Below are 16,094 nucleotides of genomic sequence, written 5' to 3'. Positions count from 1 at the left end.
ACTGCTGTGTTGCCCTAGATCAGTGACTTGGTCATGAGTTGGTGGGGGATTCCAACTTCCTCAAAGGGATCTCCGCTCGGCAGGTACCCAAGCTTTGTGTAGAAAGGGATAGCCGTATCTCTTGCGTGGAGGATCATTTGGTGGAAGCCTTCCCTTTGGGCGATCTTCTCGGAGAACTCCACTAGGATTCTGCCGATGCCTTTGCCTTGCTCAGCAGCAGCGACAGCCACCTGGCGCATTTGCATGGCACGGTCCGCTCTCGTAAGGATGAGACACGCGATCGCCTTCTGTTCGGCGAAAATTGCCAAGTGGATGTCAGAGGACTCTGCGGCCAGTTGCTCGGGAGTAAACACGAGCCCGAGCGGCTTTCGCAGGATTTCGGTTCTCAGATCCACGGTTCTCCAGTAGTCCGGAGAACCGTGCTCAACCTGACGGGGATCCATTAGCTTTTCTTTTTGGCGGCTGCTTTGGGCTTGGCTTTGGTGGCAGCTGGCTTCTTGGCTGCGGTCTTCCCACGCTTGACAGGTCGCTTCGATGGACCAGCCTCGCGTTTGATGCGCAGCATTTCCGTTGCAGCTTCTGGAGTGAGCTGGGCTGGGTCGGTGCCCTTGGGAAGCGTGGCGTTGGTCTCCCCGTCCGTCACATAGGGGCCGAAGCGACCACTCATGACTTTGACAGGTCCGGCGCACTCGGGTAGCTCACCGAACTCTTTGAGGGCGCTTGGAGCGGAGCGGAAACCTCGGACCTTGGGCTGGCTCAGGATTTCTAGAGCCTGTGCCATGGTCATGGTTTCGGCCATTCGCCAATCTTCCACAGTTCGCCTTTCGGTGCCCATTTCGAGATACGCGCCGAACTTGCCGACCTTGAAGAGAACCGGCTCTTTGGTCTCCTCGTTGATGCCAATGGTTCTTGGCAGCAGGCAGAGGAAGTTGAGGTCGGACTCCGATAGGGTTCTTGGGTCCACGTTGGGCGGAAGGGAGACCCATACAGGCTTCTCCTTCGCTTCAATCTCTTCCGGTGTTCGTTCGGCCTCTAGATAGAATCCTTGGCGGGACTTGAGGAGCAACCGTCGTCCCGAAACAGGGTGGATACCGATGGACTCGGCTGGGGCTGCTTTCTGGTTCAGAAGCTCCACCGCCATTTCGACTGTGAGATCGGCTGGCGCGGTGTCCTCAGGGACGTTGGCGTACTTCTTGGCATCGCCATCGCCTACCTGCAGGAACGGGCTTCCGTCTTTTCCGTTTCGGACAACAATCTGCTCGCCTGTCTCCGGGTGGTTTCCAACGATGAACAACGGATACGGGATCTTGCTCTTGCGTTCGTCGACCAGCTTCTTGAGGCCTGGCTTGTCGTCCTCACCCATGAAGAAGTCTTTGAGGTACTGCTTGCTATCGGCTTTGCCTTCGCTGATCTCGTCGAGCACTTCATCCATGCGCGCCGTGAACCCAAGGTCCATCAGCTCTTGGAAGTTTGTTTCGAGCACTTCCATGGCCATGAACGCCTTGAAGGTTGGCACGAGTTGCTTGACCTGCTTGCGGACATATCCTCGGTCCACGATCACCGAGATGATCGAAGCGTAGGTGGATGGGCGACCGATGCCCTGCTCTTCCAACTTCTTAATGAGCGTCGCATCGGTGTAGCGAGCAGGAGGCTTGGTCGAGTGTCCGAGCGCATCCACTTGGATTCGGTTGACCTCATTACCCTCTTTCAGAAGGGGCAACTTGCGCTCTTTGGGGTCGGCCGCATCGTCATCACGACCTTCGCTATAAACGCGAAGGAAGCCATCGAATGTGATCTGCTTTCCGGAAGCCAGGAAGGCGAGGGCCATGTTCTTGCCATCTTCACCTTTAGCCTGTGTCCCGATTTCAGCTTCTGTTCGGAGCACGCGGGCTGGCTTCATTTGGCAGGCGACGGTTCGTTGCCATATGAGCGTGTAGAGTTTAAGCTGGTCCTCGTTGAGGTGCCTTGCAACATCTTGCGGGCGGCGCTGCACGTCGGTAGGTCGAATCGCTTCGTGAGCTTCCTGCGCGTTCTTGACCTTACTGGTGTATTGGATCGGCTTATCGGGCAGGCAGTCGCTGTAGTCACGCTGAATCAACCCTCGAACACGTTGGAGGGCGTCGGCGGAGAGCGTCAAGCTGTCCGTTCGCATATAGGTGATGAGACCCACGGTCTCGCCGCCTAGTTCGATACCTTCGTAGAGACCTTGAGCAATCCGCATCGTGCGGTCGGCTGCGTAGCCGAATTTACGGTTGGCGTCCTGCTGTAGGGTCGTGGTCATGAACGGAGGCGCAGGCTTCTCGGTGCCTTCCGTAGTCTCCAATCGCGTGACCGTGTATGGCGAAGCAAGGTTTGCGGCCTTCGCAATGGCCTCGGCCTTCACTTGATCGAGCAGAACGACCTTATCTCCCCGACCAACTTTGAGTTCGCCGGTCGTGTCGTCAAAATCGCTTCCTGTAGCCACTCGAACGCCATCGATCAGCTTCAGATCGGCGGTAAATCGGGTTCCGCCGCTTTCCAACTCTGCTCGGAGGTCCCAGTAGCTGGCGCCTCTAAAGTTTCGGCGCTGGATTTCTCTTTCGACGACGAGCTTTACGGCTGGGCTTTGGACGCGGCCTGCGCTAAGGTTCTTGGTGACCCTAGACCAGAGGACTGGAGACAGAGTGTATCCGTAGAGCCTGTCGAGGATACGGCGCGTCTCCTGGGCTTCCACAAGGCAAGAATCGACATCTCTCGGATTGTCGAGGGCCTTCAGAATGGCGTCCTTCGTAATTTCATGGAAGGCGATTCTTCGGACGGTGACGTTCTTGGAAGGTTTCAGTACAGCGAGAAGGTGCCACGAGATCGCTTCACCCTCTCGGTCTTCGTCAGTTGCGAGTACCAGGGTGTCTTTACCCTTCATGGCCTCTTTCAGCTTTTTGACTTGTGCGAGCTTTTCGGATGGGACTTCGTAAAACGGTTCGAAGTTGTTGTCCACATCGACGGCATAGTCGGACCACCATTTCTTGCGAAACTCTTCGGGCAACCCCTTTGCATTGGGCATCAGATCACGGATGTGACCAATACTGGCCTGCACCTCGTAATCGCTACCCAGGTAGCTCCCTATTGTTTTGGCCTTTGCAGGCGACTCGACTATGACAAGCTTTTTAGCCATACGGTAACGTTTCCTAACTGACGCACCCACCACTAGGTGCGTATCCTCCGATTTCTTGCGCGTTAAATCGGTAAAGACGGTTTTTTGAACCCTGCGGACTCTACTTGCGATGCTTCTCTGGTGTCAAGCATCGTCATCTATGTACAGATCGAATCATAGGTCCAATCTGTTCCGACTATAGACTCAATTTGGGTCACTTTTGCGTATTTCGTCGTTGTTATCATTAACGGACGTCTTTTGTTCACTCCCCGAACGTTGTTTTTGCCGGGCTAGTATTAAAGAGGAAGCCACATATGAAATTATTTAGCACTGCGTGCCTTGCTCTGGTCGCCGCCTCGGCGTGGTGCCAGCAGACAACTTATCTCGGCCTTTACATGCAGGGCAAAAAAGTTGGATACGCCTCCTATACGTCTCGAAACGGCAACTATGACAGCAAACCCGCTGTGCGCACTGATAGTGTGACGGTGATGTCTGCTGGAATGCTGGGTTCGGAGATGGATATTCGCATCGATTCCACGACATGGGCCACCAAGAGCGGAGCGCCACTGAAGATGCGGTTCTCCATGAAGAGTGCTGGAAGGGGCCAACTTTTGGATGCAGTCTTTAAAGGAAAGAAGGCGTATCTGTCGATTGACAACTCCGGAACCAAAACCACTCGGACGTTGGACGTTCCGAATGGTCCCATTGTCGATGATCCGGTGACCCTGGTGCTTCATGGCGGGCCGAAGGCTCAGTCGTTCTACATTTTGGATCCGACGACTGCTTCGTTCGTGAAGAACCAGATCCGATTGGTGGGTAAGACCAAGGTCAAAGTCCGCAAGAACACCTTCAACGCATTGAAGGTGATCATCGACGACCCACGCGCTCAGACCACGGTTTACGTCTCTGGTAAAGGCGATCTTTTGAAAGCGGATGGACCCTTGGGCATGGAGATGATCCCGGAGAGTCGCGATGTTGCCCTGAAGGCTCCCGACAAGTATTCGCCGAGCATCGACCTTGCTTTCTCAACTAAGATTGAGACGGACAAGCAGATTGATGATCCTAAGAGCCTGACAGGGCTGAAGCTGCGTTTGACGGGGCCAGACCTATCACGAATTCCCTCTGATGCACACCAGACGGTGACCAAGGGCAGCTCTTCATGGGTGGTAGATGTACACCCAACCCGATTTGAGAACCCCGTTTCGATTGCTCAGGCGGCATCGGAGAAGGGGGATTGGATCAAACCCGGCCTGAATATCCCGTCGGATCAAGCGAACTTCAAAGCTCTTGCTGCCAAGATCGTTGGCGATGCAAAGGACGTCCAAACAGCAAGCCTAGCGATTCAAAGGTGGGTTTATGGGGACATGCACGCCAACGCGGGCATTGGCGTCTTGCGCAACGCAAATGAGATTTTGAAAACAAAAGAAGGCGTTTGCCGCGATTACGCAATTTTAACAGCAACTATTTTACGCGCAGCCCGAATTCCGACCCGTTTAGCAAGCGGACTGGTGAACTGGGACGGTACCTTTTATTATCACGCGTGGAATGAAGTGTGGGATGGCCACCACTGGGTGGGAATCGATTCGACAACTGACTTCACGCGACTTTCAGCCGGCCACGTCAAACTGGCAGATGGAAATGTTGAAGAGGCCTTTACTTTCACATTTCTTGATAAAGTGAAGGTTGAAGTTTTGGATACGAAAAAGGATTGAATAGATGAGTGGACTGAGAAAACGCCTTCAAGCCCTCCCCAATGCTGTCGGAGTGAAAGGTACAGCAAGACTCATTGTCTTGCTGATCTTCTCCGGTCTAGCTGGGTTTTTACTGGGATCAGCTTCCACAAACATCCTCGCCGCGTTGCAGAACGCCATGACGCGGGTGCTTAACTCGAACAGCACGGACGCTGCGCACTATCCGAACAGCCCCATTAATATCGCTCCTTTTGCCCTTCTCGGTGCGATTCTGGGTGCCTATCTTGGGACGCTTTTCCTCAACTGGCTGACCCGCATGGGTGAGCGTTGGGACAAGATGGATGTGGGCGATAAGGTCACGTTCTTTGTTGGGATCTTTGCGGGTCTCATTGGAAGCGTACCGTTCCTGATCCTGTTCCAGGCGCTTGATATCATCAGTATTTACCGTGCTCTCCTGGTGACTGGCATGGTGCTTGGGCTGGCCTCGTTGGCTGTGTACATGCTTCAGTCAATGGGGGACATACTTCCCTGGAATAAGGGCCGCGTTCGTACGAAGCGTAGCGGAATCAAGGTGATGGACACCAACATCATCATCGACGGGCGCATCTACGACATCGCCCAGACAGGGTTTTTAGACGGTCAGCTTTACGTGCCTGGTTTCGTGTTGGACGAGTTGCAATATATCGCGGATAGTCACGATGCCCAGCGCAGACAGCGAGGACGCCGAGGCCTCGAAGTGCTGAAGCACCTGCAGGCCGATTTCCCCCTTGAGGTCCGCATCCACGACCGGCTCGCGCCCGAAATGGATGACGAAGTAGATAGCCGCCTCGTAAGACTTGCTAAGGCTCTCGGAGCGGACATTCTCACGAACGATTTTAATTTGAAGCGTGTTGCCGAGCTGCAAGACGTGAAGATTTTGAGTCTGAACGACCTTTCTTTGGCCCTTCGACCCAACGTTCTTCCGGGTGAAATTCTGCACAGCCTGAAAATTCTTAAGGAAGGAAATCAGTTTGGGCAAGGCATCGGATACCTCGAAGATGGCACAATGGTCGTGGTGGAGAACGGACAGCCTCATGTGAGCGAAACCATGGATGTCGTTGTCACCCAGGTCATTCAAACTGAGAGAGGCAAGATGATCTTTGCGGAAGTAGATGGTGAGGAAGTTCCGATCCGCCCTGCTAAGCGCACCCCAAGCCCTCGAAGAACTCAACTATGAGTGTAACTGTTGCCATACTTGCTGCGGGCCAAGGAAACCGCTTTGGAGCGGACAAAACCGTCACCATCCTCGGTGGACGTCCGCTCTGGATGTGGTCTTTTGAAACCTTTGTTTCCCATCCCGAAGTGGATGAAGTGCTGCTGGTCGGGTCTCCTTCAAACTGCGAAAACCTGAAGTCCGTGAGCCCCAATGTGATTTTGGGCGGCGAGACTCGGCAGGCCAGTTCGCACAATGCGGTTGAGGCCGCCAAGGACAGCGATATCCTGCTGGTCCACGATGCAGCGCGACCGTTTGTCTCTCAACAACTGATCTCCAGCATCATCGCTGCAGCCAAAGAAACCGGAGCTGCTGCCCCAGCCGTCCCGGTGACCGATACCATCAAGCAGATCGCCGACGGCCATGTGACCACTTTGGACAGGACGAAGCTCGTGGCGATGCAGACCCCTCAGGCAGCACGCACTTCGCTCTTACGCGAGGCCCATCGACTGGCCCAACAGGAGTACACCGACGAGATGGCACTACTGGAGGCCATGGGCATAGAGCCTACAATTGTTTTGGGCGAACACACCAATTTCAAAATCACCACTCCCGAAGATCTGTACCGAGCGAAGTCGCTCCTGGGAGCAGGTGAATACCGAAACGGCTTCGGATACGATGTCCACCCGTTCTCCCATGACCCCGAGCGGACCCTGTTTTTGGGAGGCATTCCCTTCCCGGGTCACCCCGCTTTAGATGGTCACTCGGACGCCGATGTTCTGCTTCATGCAGCTACAGACGCTCTACTTGGCGCTGCTGGACTCGGTGACATCGGAGTTCACTTCCCGAACAACGATCCTCGCTGGAAGGGAGAACCCTCGCTTACGTTCCTTCGCCACGCGGCTTCATTGCTTTTAGAAGCCGGATGGAAGTTGGTCAATCTGGATATGACCGTCGTTGCGGAAGCTCCCAAGATCATGGCGAAAGCCATGGAGATCCGCGAGATGATTGCTCAGAACCTCGGGGTCGAGTTCGCGAGGATTAGCGTGAAAGCCACCACCAACGAGAAGCTCGGTTTCATTGGTCGCGGCGAGGGAATCGCAGCGCTCGCAACTGCGACGATTGTTCGACAGTAGTTCGCTTACTGGATCGACTCGCTTGGGTTGCCAGCGAAGGTGATGACTCCAACCTCGGATGCCCCTGCTTCTTTGAGGCATCGCGCGCATTCAAGCGCGGTGCTTCCACTCGTAAGAACATCGTCCACAAGGATACATCTCCTGCCCGCCACATTTTGATGCGCTCGAAAGGCACCTTTCAGGTTCGTCATTCTTCCCTGCAAGTCCAATGCGGCTTGAGGGCGCGTCACCCGTTTCCTTTGGAGTGCCCAATGGGCGATTTCTCTTCCTTCGATCTTTGAACAAAGGAGCTCCGCTTGATTGAATCCCCGCTCGTTCCTCCGGGTCCAGTGAATGGGGACAGGGATGATTAGGTCCTTTTCCTGAGATTTCTCGTGGACCAGCTCAGCCAATTTGCCCGCCATGAAGTCTGCGAGGGTGGTACTCCGCGAGTATTTGAGCCTTCGCACCGCGGTGCCGGCGGCACCTTCATATTCAAAAACGCAGGCGATGAAGGAGATCGACGCCTTGTCGCCGAAGCGGAACTCCTGGGCTAGGGGCACCATGAAGGATACGCAGACTGGGCAAGGATTGTGGTCTGAATCCAGACCACAGATCGTGCATTTTGATGGATAGAGACCATCGAGAATGGCTTTAAAGAAGGAGTTCAAGGAACTTTTGACTCTTCGCATCCAGCGCATCTAGGTTCATGATTTCGTATCGCTGACCGTCAACCGTCTGGATCTGCCATCGGCCAGGTGTCAGTTCGAAAGCCGAGTCACGCCAGTTGCGAACGTAGAACTCTGCGTCTCCTCGCTGAGTGGCGACTTCAAACTTCCACATCCCCGCTTCCTGGCGAAGCAGTTTGATGGTTTGAATCTGCGGGGTGAAGTAGCGTCGGTCGAGTTCTTCGTCTAGCAGGACTTTGGCTTCGGAGGGCAGTCCTTCTGTGGTTCTCAAGATCGCGACTTCTTTGCCATCGGAATCCTGGATTGATAGATATTGATTGGAGTTGCTGAGTGGAAAGGCTCGCTTGATGCGCGCCGCGAGGATGCATCGGTCGTCGGTAATGGTCACGCGCAGATGGACTGCGCCATTGGGTCGCTCTACGCTAATTTGCGCGGGCTCAAGGTATCGGAGTGCAGCCATAACTTCCAAGTATAGAAGGCTGGCAAATAAGAAAGCCCCCGTCTCTTACCAGAACGGGGGCTTTATACTTATTGGTAGTTGATTCAGGCGTCGCCGCGAGCGTGACCAAAGGTCGGCTCGAACGGAATCAGCCCTAATCGTGTCGCTGCCCGGAAAGCTTGTACTCTATTGTTAACCTGAAGCTTATCGTAGATATTCGCAAGATGGAAATCCACGGTTCGCTTGGATACATATAGAGCCTCAGCCGCTTCCTTGCTGCTATGACCCTGCGCGATGAGGCTTAAAACCTCTATTTCTCTCTTTGTTAATCGTACAGCTCGATGAGATCCTTCTGATCGAGTCGTTGTTGGCATTGGCATCTAACCACCCCTCACTGTCTTAACCGCCTGTTATCTTTGTTCCATATAAGCCAGCAGACTTGAGGTCGTTATTAGTGCTAGGTTGAAAAAACACATCTCGAGTTGACAAAGCAGGATCGCGGGCTATCAAGCCGTCAGAAAGGCGACTCGACGCTCAAGTACACACAAATTAATGCATGACCTGTGCCTAATACTAGTGACCAATGGATAATTCCGCCGCATTTAATACATTTTGCGACGTAACGCGCAGAAGCGCAAGGGATCGCTAAAGAGAGCGAGCCCCTTCTACAACGGTGCAGGCGATGGCTTCGCCCTTCAAACCAGATGCGGAATTATAGTTCTCCAATAGTGACTGCTGGAACTGCGGTAATTGTTCCGCGAAAACGAGAGAAACGCACGCGCCGCCGAAACCAGCTCCTGTCATACGTGCTCCAACGCATCCTGGAGCAGCCCATGCGGCCTCGGCCATGAGGTCGAGTTCTTTGCAGCTGACTTCGTAATCGTCGCGTAGGCTCACATGACTTCCCTTCATTAGTTCGCCGACCGATGGGAGATCCGACTTCTCAAGCGCTTCTTTAAAAGCGATACAGCGGGCGTTTTCGGTAATGACGTGCTTGGCTCGTCGGTAGACCACTTCTGAGAGCTGCTCTTTGTGGGCGTCTAGCATAGTCATGTCCGCGTCTCTCAGGGCTTTGACTCCCATAACGGCAGCTGCCGTTTCACACTGGCTTCTGCGCTCGTTGTAAGCAGAGTCGGTGAGTGCGCGGGGTTTCTTGGTGTCGCATAGAACTACCACCAGTTCACTTGGAATCGGTGCGTATTCAATTTGAAGAGTTCGTGTGTCGAGGAACATCGCGCGGTTGAGCTTGCCCATCGCGGAGGCCATCTGGTCCATGATGCCGCTGTTCACGCCCACGAACTTGTTCTCGCAGACCTTCCCAAGACCTGCCATGTCGCTTGGCGAGATCCCGAGTTCGCCGAACTGATTCCACACGACGCCAAAAGCCATCTCCAGCGCCGCGCTGCTGCTCACACCGCTGCCCATTGGGATATTGCTAGACACAACCGCGTTGATATTGGAGACTTGGTGCCCCGCTTCACGAAGCGCCCAACCCATGCCCGCTGGATATTTGCCCCAATCGCCGAGCTGGTTGGGTTCCACAGACTGGACATCAAAAGCAGCAGCCTCGCCCACTTGCAGGGAGAACAGATGTGACTCGGACTCAGAGCGAGACGCCGCAACGTAGGTCACGCGGTCAATAGCAGCAGGGAAAACGAAACCGTCGTTATAGTCCGTGTGCTCACCGATAAGGTTGATACGGCCGGGAGCAATCGCCAAAACTTCGGGCTCAGCACCAAATCGATCTTTGAACGCTGAAGCAATCTCTGTGGGAGTCATCGCAGAGTTGATACCCGTTTCTGAACAAAAAGAGCCAAACCCCGGGTGTATTACCGGGTGGTTTGTACGCTATTTGCGGAAAGTTCCTGGTAGCGTCGCGGGGGCTCTTACCAGCCGCCCGAGTTCCCCGTAGACGTGAACTACTCGAAAGTCGGTAGGCTATCCCTATGCCGGATCCTATCGTCGCCAAGATTCAAGAATGGCTTCGCCTTCACGAGGAAGAGCACCTCGAAGCCACACTCAAGATGCTTCGCATCCCTTCGATCGAAGGCGAAGCTGAACCGAATGCACCCTACGGCCGTGAGAATCGCCGCGCGTTGGACCGGGCCCTTCAGCTGGCGAAGGATGCAGGCATGACCACTACCGACCTCGAAGGTCACGTGGGATACGCCGAGTTCGGACAAGGTGACCGACTCATCATGTCATTGGGTCACCTAGACGTGGTCCCCACCGGTCCCGGCTGGAAACATGACCCATTCGGTGCCGAGATCGACGAGGATTACATCTACGCTCGTGGAAGCCTCGACGACAAAGGCCCCACCATCGCCAGCTTCTTTGCGATGCGCGCCATCAAAGAAGTCGTCCCAAACATCCCAGCCCGTATGCGGCAGGTCTTTGGATGCGACGAGGAGTCCGGTTTCGGCTGCGTGGAGCGGTACATGAAGACCGAGGAAGCACCCACCTTTGGCATCGCTCCAGACTCCGGCTGGCCCTGCTATCACGCAGAAAAAGGCATCGCCGATTTTCAAGTAAGCACCCCACTCAACGTGGGTGCCGAGATGGAGCTGATTGAGGTCACGGGTGGACAGCGGCCTAATATCGTGATCGACAGTTGTGCAGCAAAGGTAAAGGTTTCTGCTTCCGCAAGAAAACACGTTGAAGAGAAGCTGGCCGATAGCTGGGATCGCAATGTCACCTTCGGTTGGGACGGCGACGTCCTGGGTGTCTTTGCCATCGGAAAAGCCTGTCACGGCAGCTACCCCCACGGCGGCGATTCCGCTGCGATCCGGGCGTTCCGATTCCTCAACGAGATCTCGCCCCTCAGCGCGCAGACCTACTTCCAAGAACTGTTCGACACCACCCAGATTGGCGGTGCCGGGCTGGGGATTGCAGGGGCAGACGTGGTCAGCAAAGACCTTACTTCCAACCTGGGTGTCGTCACTACCGAGAACGGCGTGCTGAAGCTACTGTTCAACATTCGCTATCCCGTTACCTGGAAAGGTGAGCAGCTCAAGTCCATGTGCGAGGCGTTCCTTGCCACATTGCAAACCCCTTTCAGCCTCGAAGTGGTTCGAGACAGCCCCTCCCTCTACTTCCCCATCGACCACCCACTGGTCAAGACCATCGTGGATGTGTACGAGGAAGAGACCGGCGAAAGACGAACACCTGGCACGATGGGCGGCGGCACCTATGCCCGAGCGATTCCCAACACCGTCAGCGTAGGGACAGGCTGGGAAGGCGACGGCTACCCTCATGAAACCGACGAGCGGATGAAGGTGGAGCACATCTACAAGATGGCGCGCGTCTACGCCCACATCCTCTATCGCCTCGCGATCATGCCCTGAGTGTTAAAGGGCGATGTAAAAAATCGCCCTTTCCTCCCGCAACCTGCTATAAATTTCTGCAAAAAAGTGTAGAAAGGGTTGATGAAGGGAATTGCTCTCGCTTGCACTCTTACAGCTGCGCTCGGCTGTCAAACTTTAGGAATGGCCACAAGTTCTGAACCCAAAGCCAATACGATTTACGACTTCAAGATGGCAAACATCGACGGCAAGCCTGTCGCTCTCAAGAAGTTTAAGGGCAAGGTTTTGCTGGTGGTCAACGTCGCCAGCCAGTGCGGATTGACTCCACAGTACAAAGGCCTTGAGGAGCTCTACCGCAAATACAAGGACAAGGGCCTCGTGATCTTAGGCTTCCCCGCCAACAACTTCGGCAGCCAAGAGCCTGGAACCAACGCAGAGATCAAGACCTTCTGCTCCTCCAAGTACGACGTCACGTTCCCCATGTTCTCCAAAATCAGCGTCAAGGGCGAGGACACACACGAGTTGTACAGGTGGCTAATTGGAAGCAGCGACCGTCCGAAGGAAGACATCGAATGGAACTTCGCGAAGTTCGTGATTGGAAAGGATGGCAAGGTTGCTAAGCGACTTAAGCCCGGCGATGTACCGAGTTCCACTGCGGTAACAGAAGCTATCGAAGCAGCCCTCAAGGGTTAATCGCGTATTAAGTCCATCAGGTTCTCAACGGAATCTGATGGACTTATGAATTTGGGACTGCTCGAATCTTCCGAAATGCAAAAAACTGACAAATCGATCACCCGAATCAGGTCGAGAAACGAGAATATTCGATCTAAAGGACCAGTTCCGCCTCGTGTCCTTTTATTCGAGTTGATGATTGTTGTGTCTACATGGGTAACGTGAACGCAACGACATGTTTAGCCTTCTTCTGCTCACAACCATCGTCACCCCGCACGACGAAACTGCGCCGAGTTGCTGTGGAAAACAGTTTGTGATCACCGGGGAGATCCAGCACTATAAGAACCCTACCAAGGTGCAGGTCGAGGGTGAAAAGGAATCTGATTTTAGCGAAGAAGTCTTCGGAAGGGACTTCACTGCAACCATCAAAGACCTGAAATCGGGAACCTACCATCTCAAGATTTCCACCATCGAGACGTACTTCCAATCTGCCGGTGCGCGGGTGATGGACGTTGAGTGTGAAGGGGTGGCCGCCAAGCAGTTCGATATCTTTAAGCAAGCAGGCTTTGCGAAACCCGCTTTCATCAAGCTCGTGGTAAACCACGCGGGCGGACCTTTGAAGATCCACTTCAAGGCCATCACGAACAACGCCAAGTTCAACGCGATCCATGTGACAGACGACAAAGGCACTGCGATCGGATGCGTCGCGGCGGCTGATCTGGTCGATCTAGAAGCTGCTAAGGCAAATGTTCCTCCAGTCGTTTCCGGACCGGTTCTCTACACCAATCCCAAGCTAAGCCCCGAAGCTCGTGCCAAGGACTTGGTCCGACGCATGTCCCTGGCCGAGAAGGTGGGACAGATGACCAACACAACCAAGCCGATTCCCCGCCTCAACATCCCCGCGTACGACTGGTGGAACGAGGCTCTCCACGGCGTGGCTCGAAACGGGATCGCTACCGTGTTCCCTCAGGCTATCGGCATGGCAGCAACCTGGGACACGACCCTGGTCCATAGCGTTTTTGATACCGTCGCCACCGAAGCACGGGCCAAGTACCGGGAAGCTGCCGAGAAGGATCAGCGCAACATCTATCAGGGCCTCACCTTCTGGACTCCCAACATCAACATCTTCCGTGATCCACGCTGGGGCCGCGGCCATGAGACTTACGGTGAGGATCCATTCCTGACTTCGGAGATGGGAATTGCCGTCGTGACCGGCCTTCAAGGAAACGATGTTCAGCACCCCAAAGTCGTGGCGACGCCCAAGCACTTCGCGGTTCATAGCGGCCCTGAGCCTCTTCGCCATGTGTTTGATGTCAGCCCAACCGAAGATGACCTGTACGATACCTACCTGCCCCACTTTGAGCGAGTCGTCCGACAGTCAAAACCATGGTCCATCATGGGCGCCTACAACAGCGTGTTCGGCGAGCCTGCTTGCTCCAGCACGTTCCTTTTGAACGACCTTCTTCGAAAAAGCTGGGGCTTCAAAGGCTGCGTTGTCTCAGACTGTGGTGCCATCACAGACATCTGGGCAAACCACAAGCGGGTAGCGACCAAGGCTGAAGCTGCCGCTCGGGCGGTTAAAGCTGGCTGCGATCTTGAGTGTGGTGGCGACTACCCCGCTCTCGTCCAGGCGATCAATCAGCATCTGATCTCCGAGAAAGAGGTTGATCGTGCCGTGACCAGACTGATGGAGGCACGTTTCCGTGTCGGACTGCTGGACCCGATCGGCAGCGGCCCTTACGGATCCATTACCAAAGCCGACTACGACACGCCGCAGAACGACCAACTAGCTCTCAAGGCTTCGCGAGAGTCGATGACTCTGCTTAAGAACGACGGCGTTTTGCCTCTCGATAAGAGCAAGCTTAAGACCATCGCCATCATCGGCCCCAATGCAGATAGCACATCCGTGCTGGTGGGTAACTACAACGGCGATCCTTCCCACCCAGTGACCATCCTGGCCGGAATCAAAGAGAAGCTCGGCGGGCAGGTTGAAGTTCTGTATGCCAAGGGCTGCGACTACGCTTCGAAGAAGGGTGTGGGCGAGATTTCTCAGGATGCAGTCGAACTGGCCAAGAAAGCCGACGTGGTGCTGTTCGTGGGCGGCCTCACCGGTGACTTAGAAGGCGAAGAAGGCGCTGGAGACGGATTTGATGGCTTCCCTGGCGGCGACCGAGCGAAAATTGAACTACCTGCGGTTCAGCTCAAGATGCTGAAGGCACTCGAAGACACTGGAAAGCCCGTGGTGGTGGTGAACTGCACCGGCAGCGCCGTCGCCTTCCCTGGTGTCAACCCGAACGCGATCCTCCAAGCTTGGTACCCCGGTCAGCGCGGTGGCACCGCCGTGGCCGACGTCCTCTTTGGCGACGTAAACCCATCGGGCAAGCTGCCCGTAACGTTCTACGGTTCCACCGCCGACCTCCCCGACTTCACGGACTACTCCATGAAGAACCGCACCTACCGGTTCTTCGAGGGCAAACCGGCCTGGCCATTCGGTCACGGTTTGAGCTACACCAAGTTCACTTATGGACAGGCAAAACTTCTCAATGAGGGCGAAGCGTTTTCGATTTCACTCGATGTGAAGAACACCGGCAGCCGAGACGGGGCGGAGGTTGTTCAGGTTTACGCTCGTCCCGTGACACGCGGCGCCGCCAAACCGATCCAAATGCTCGTGAAGTTCTCGCGAGTAGAACTGGCCTCAGGCGCAAGCAAGTCTGTGACCTTGCAGATCCCACCTCAATCGCTCGCACTCTGGGACAGCAAGAGTAAGAAGCGAGTGGTCAAGCCTGGAGAGTACGAGCTGCTGATCGGTTCCAGCTCCGCCGACGTCCGCCAGAAAATCACCATCGGCGTGAAGTAGCTAGCCGCTACTGCAACTACTCGACGAGCTGCAGCTACTGCTGCTGCAGCTCGAACTGCTACTGCTACAACTGGAAGCGCTACTACACGAGTGGCTACTGCAGCTATGGCTACCACTGTCGTGAGAACCACTGTGGGAACCCGAATCGTGGCCACCGTGGTGCGAGCTATGCGAGTGATCCGTGGAATGGGGATGCTGTTCCCCGCCTGAGTCACTGGGAATGGACGGCGAACTGGTATCTGGAAAGAACGGGATATTACTCGAGCTAGACGTATCGACCGAGTTCAACGGTGGGCAGTCGGATGACCTGGAGTCTTGATTCTGGGAGGCAGCAACCACCGCTGCGATGATGATCATGAGCACCACCCCCAACGCCGCAACCGCGAACACGGTAAAGGTCGCGTCGGGCTGTCCCCCGGCCGCACTACACCCGTAGATGCCGCCAATCAGTAAGACCGCGCCGACCGCCATCATAAGAGTTCGTGACCTCGGCTTAGGCAGCACCCAGTTCCGGTTTGCGTCCACCGTGATCCATTGAGGCCGAACCTCAACTGGCGCACCTGCTATCGGCCAAATGTCTGCCGGTGGCTCCTCTCCAAAGAAGGATCGGTAAGACTCGAGAGTCTTGGTGTAGAGGTCTTCAAACTGCGCTGACTCATTCACTTCCCCTTTGCCCGGATTGTGGTGGAGCGGCTTGCTGAGCACCTTCCCACAAAGCTGGTTCCAGTAAGAATCGGTGTAGCAAAGGTGAAGGTGCCAAGCTTCGTCTACAGGGTTGCTGGGAGTACACGGGTGTCCCGAGGCATCGCATAGAAACAGAAACCGCTTGTACTCTGCAATCACCCGTCTGGTGTGGTGCAGGTCCCAACTGTTCTCCGCTGCAAGTCGCTTTGTGTAGGAGTTACTGGAGTCGATTTGAAACTTTTCGATTTGTGTCCAGAGCGCACTCTGCATGTCATTCATCTTCATCACACTCATGTTATGGGCTGTCATGTTAACAGAAT

General features: G+C 55.0%; 13 protein-coding genes. 6 read left to right on the top strand and 7 right to left on the bottom strand.

The window, feature by feature from the left end:
- Positions 1-14: 14 nt before the first annotated feature.
- Together ACZ51B_RS19340 and topA are read right to left on the bottom strand one after the other, a co-directional pair.
- Entirely contained in the window at positions 15-443 is a 429-nt protein-coding gene (locus tag ACZ51B_RS19340; RefSeq protein ID WP_464294985.1) for a GNAT family N-acetyltransferase, read from the bottom strand.
- Positions 443-3,154: a type I DNA topoisomerase gene (gene topA, locus ACZ51B_RS19335; protein WP_464294984.1), complete on the bottom strand. Its 2,712-nt coding sequence runs from the start codon at positions 3,152-3,154 to the stop codon at positions 443-445. Before topA ends, ACZ51B_RS19340 begins: the two co-directional genes overlap by 1 nt.
- 293 nt (positions 3,155-3,447) lie before the next feature.
- On the opposite strand from topA, the gene ACZ51B_RS19330 reads away from it, so the two are divergent.
- Genes ACZ51B_RS19330 through ispD form a run of 3 tightly spaced genes read left to right on the top strand, consistent with a single transcriptional unit; the run spans position 3,448 to position 7,152 of the window.
- Positions 3,448-4,845, top strand: a complete 1,398-nt coding sequence (locus ACZ51B_RS19330) for a transglutaminase-like domain-containing protein (RefSeq protein ID WP_464294983.1) — start codon at positions 3,448-3,450, stop codon at positions 4,843-4,845.
- A 4-nt stretch (positions 4,846-4,849) separates the two neighbouring features.
- Positions 4,850-6,040, top strand: coding sequence for a PIN/TRAM domain-containing protein (locus ACZ51B_RS19325; RefSeq protein WP_464294982.1), 1,191 nt, complete (start codon positions 4,850-4,852; stop codon positions 6,038-6,040).
- A complete protein-coding gene (gene ispD / locus ACZ51B_RS19320; RefSeq protein ID WP_464294981.1) occupies positions 6,037-7,152 on the top strand; it encodes a 2-C-methyl-D-erythritol 4-phosphate cytidylyltransferase in 1,116 nt (371 codons plus the stop codon). The genes ACZ51B_RS19325 and ispD overlap by 4 nt, the downstream gene beginning before the upstream one ends.
- A gap of 5 nt (positions 7,153-7,157) precedes the next feature.
- Here the strand turns inward: ispD and ACZ51B_RS19315 are convergent, their stop codons facing one another.
- The 4 genes from ACZ51B_RS19315 to ACZ51B_RS19300 form a co-directional block, all read right to left on the bottom strand.
- Positions 7,158-7,697: a ComF family protein gene (locus ACZ51B_RS19315; protein ID WP_464294980.1), complete on the bottom strand. Its 540-nt coding sequence runs from the start codon at positions 7,695-7,697 to the stop codon at positions 7,158-7,160.
- A gap of 88 nt (positions 7,698-7,785) precedes the next feature.
- Positions 7,786-8,280: a DUF1854 domain-containing protein gene (locus tag ACZ51B_RS19310; RefSeq protein ID WP_464294979.1), complete on the bottom strand. Its 495-nt coding sequence runs from the start codon at positions 8,278-8,280 to the stop codon at positions 7,786-7,788.
- Between the two features lie 83 nt (positions 8,281-8,363).
- Positions 8,364-8,633, bottom strand: a complete 270-nt coding sequence (locus ACZ51B_RS19305; RefSeq protein WP_464294978.1) for a helix-turn-helix domain-containing protein — start codon at positions 8,631-8,633, stop codon at positions 8,364-8,366.
- A 271-nt stretch (positions 8,634-8,904) separates the two neighbouring features.
- Positions 8,905-10,038: a galactokinase gene (locus ACZ51B_RS19300; protein ID WP_464294977.1), complete on the bottom strand. Its 1,134-nt coding sequence runs from the start codon at positions 10,036-10,038 to the stop codon at positions 8,905-8,907.
- Positions 10,039-10,205: 167 nt separating this feature from the next.
- On the opposite strand from ACZ51B_RS19300, the gene ACZ51B_RS19295 reads away from it, so the two are divergent.
- The 3 genes from ACZ51B_RS19295 (at position 10,206) to ACZ51B_RS19285 (ending at position 15,090) form a co-directional block, all read left to right on the top strand.
- Positions 10,206-11,603, top strand: a complete 1,398-nt coding sequence (locus ACZ51B_RS19295) for a Sapep family Mn(2+)-dependent dipeptidase (RefSeq protein ID WP_464294976.1) — start codon at positions 10,206-10,208, stop codon at positions 11,601-11,603.
- A 141-nt stretch (positions 11,604-11,744) separates the two neighbouring features.
- Complete coding sequence (locus tag ACZ51B_RS19290; RefSeq protein ID WP_464294975.1) at positions 11,745-12,254, top strand: glutathione peroxidase; 510 nt, start codon at positions 11,745-11,747, stop codon at positions 12,252-12,254.
- A gap of 214 nt (positions 12,255-12,468) precedes the next feature.
- Positions 12,469-15,090, top strand: coding sequence for a glycoside hydrolase family 3 C-terminal domain-containing protein (locus tag ACZ51B_RS19285; RefSeq protein ID WP_464294974.1), 2,622 nt, complete (start codon positions 12,469-12,471; stop codon positions 15,088-15,090).
- Here the strand turns inward: ACZ51B_RS19285 and ACZ51B_RS19280 are convergent, their stop codons facing one another.
- On the bottom strand, positions 15,091-16,083 hold the full coding sequence (locus ACZ51B_RS19280) for a glycine-rich domain-containing protein (RefSeq protein WP_464294973.1): 993 nt from the start codon (positions 16,081-16,083) through the stop codon (positions 15,091-15,093). It lies immediately after the preceding gene.
- Positions 16,084-16,094 lie beyond the last annotated feature (11 nt).

It is taken from the genome of Fimbriimonas sp. LA-C6 (genome assembly GCF_055398105.1).
Note: the sequence above shows the minus strand (reverse complement) of the source record. Positions and strands in the feature narration are given on the sequence as shown.

Coding starts and splice junctions, on each gene's coding strand:
- ACZ51B_RS19305 (WP_464294978.1), bottom strand. CDS start 8,633: ATGCCAACAACGACTCGATCAGAAGGATCTCATCGAGCTGTACGATTA.
- ACZ51B_RS19300 (WP_464294977.1), bottom strand. CDS start 10,038: ATGACTCCCACAGAGATTGCTTCAGCGTTCAAAGATCGATTTGGTGCT.
- ACZ51B_RS19315 (WP_464294980.1), bottom strand. CDS start 7,697: ATGGTGCCCCTAGCCCAGGAGTTCCGCTTCGGCGACAAGGCGTCGATC.
- ACZ51B_RS19280 (WP_464294973.1), bottom strand. CDS start 16,083: ATGACAGCCCATAACATGAGTGTGATGAAGATGAATGACATGCAGAGT.
- ACZ51B_RS19290 (WP_464294975.1), top strand. CDS start 11,745: ATGGCCACAAGTTCTGAACCCAAAGCCAATACGATTTACGACTTCAAG.
- ACZ51B_RS19285 (WP_464294974.1), top strand. CDS start 12,469: ATGTTTAGCCTTCTTCTGCTCACAACCATCGTCACCCCGCACGACGAA.
- ACZ51B_RS19295 (WP_464294976.1), top strand. CDS start 10,206: ATGCCGGATCCTATCGTCGCCAAGATTCAAGAATGGCTTCGCCTTCAC.
- topA (WP_464294984.1), bottom strand. CDS start 3,154: ATGGCTAAAAAGCTTGTCATAGTCGAGTCGCCTGCAAAGGCCAAAACA.
- ACZ51B_RS19325 (WP_464294982.1), top strand. CDS start 4,850: ATGAGTGGACTGAGAAAACGCCTTCAAGCCCTCCCCAATGCTGTCGGA.
- ACZ51B_RS19310 (WP_464294979.1), bottom strand. CDS start 8,280: ATGGCTGCACTCCGATACCTTGAGCCCGCGCAAATTAGCGTAGAGCGA.
- ACZ51B_RS19340 (WP_464294985.1), bottom strand. CDS start 443: ATGGATCCCCGTCAGGTTGAGCACGGTTCTCCGGACTACTGGAGAACC.
- ACZ51B_RS19330 (WP_464294983.1), top strand. CDS start 3,448: ATGAAATTATTTAGCACTGCGTGCCTTGCTCTGGTCGCCGCCTCGGCG.
- ispD (WP_464294981.1), top strand. CDS start 6,037: ATGAGTGTAACTGTTGCCATACTTGCTGCGGGCCAAGGAAACCGCTTT.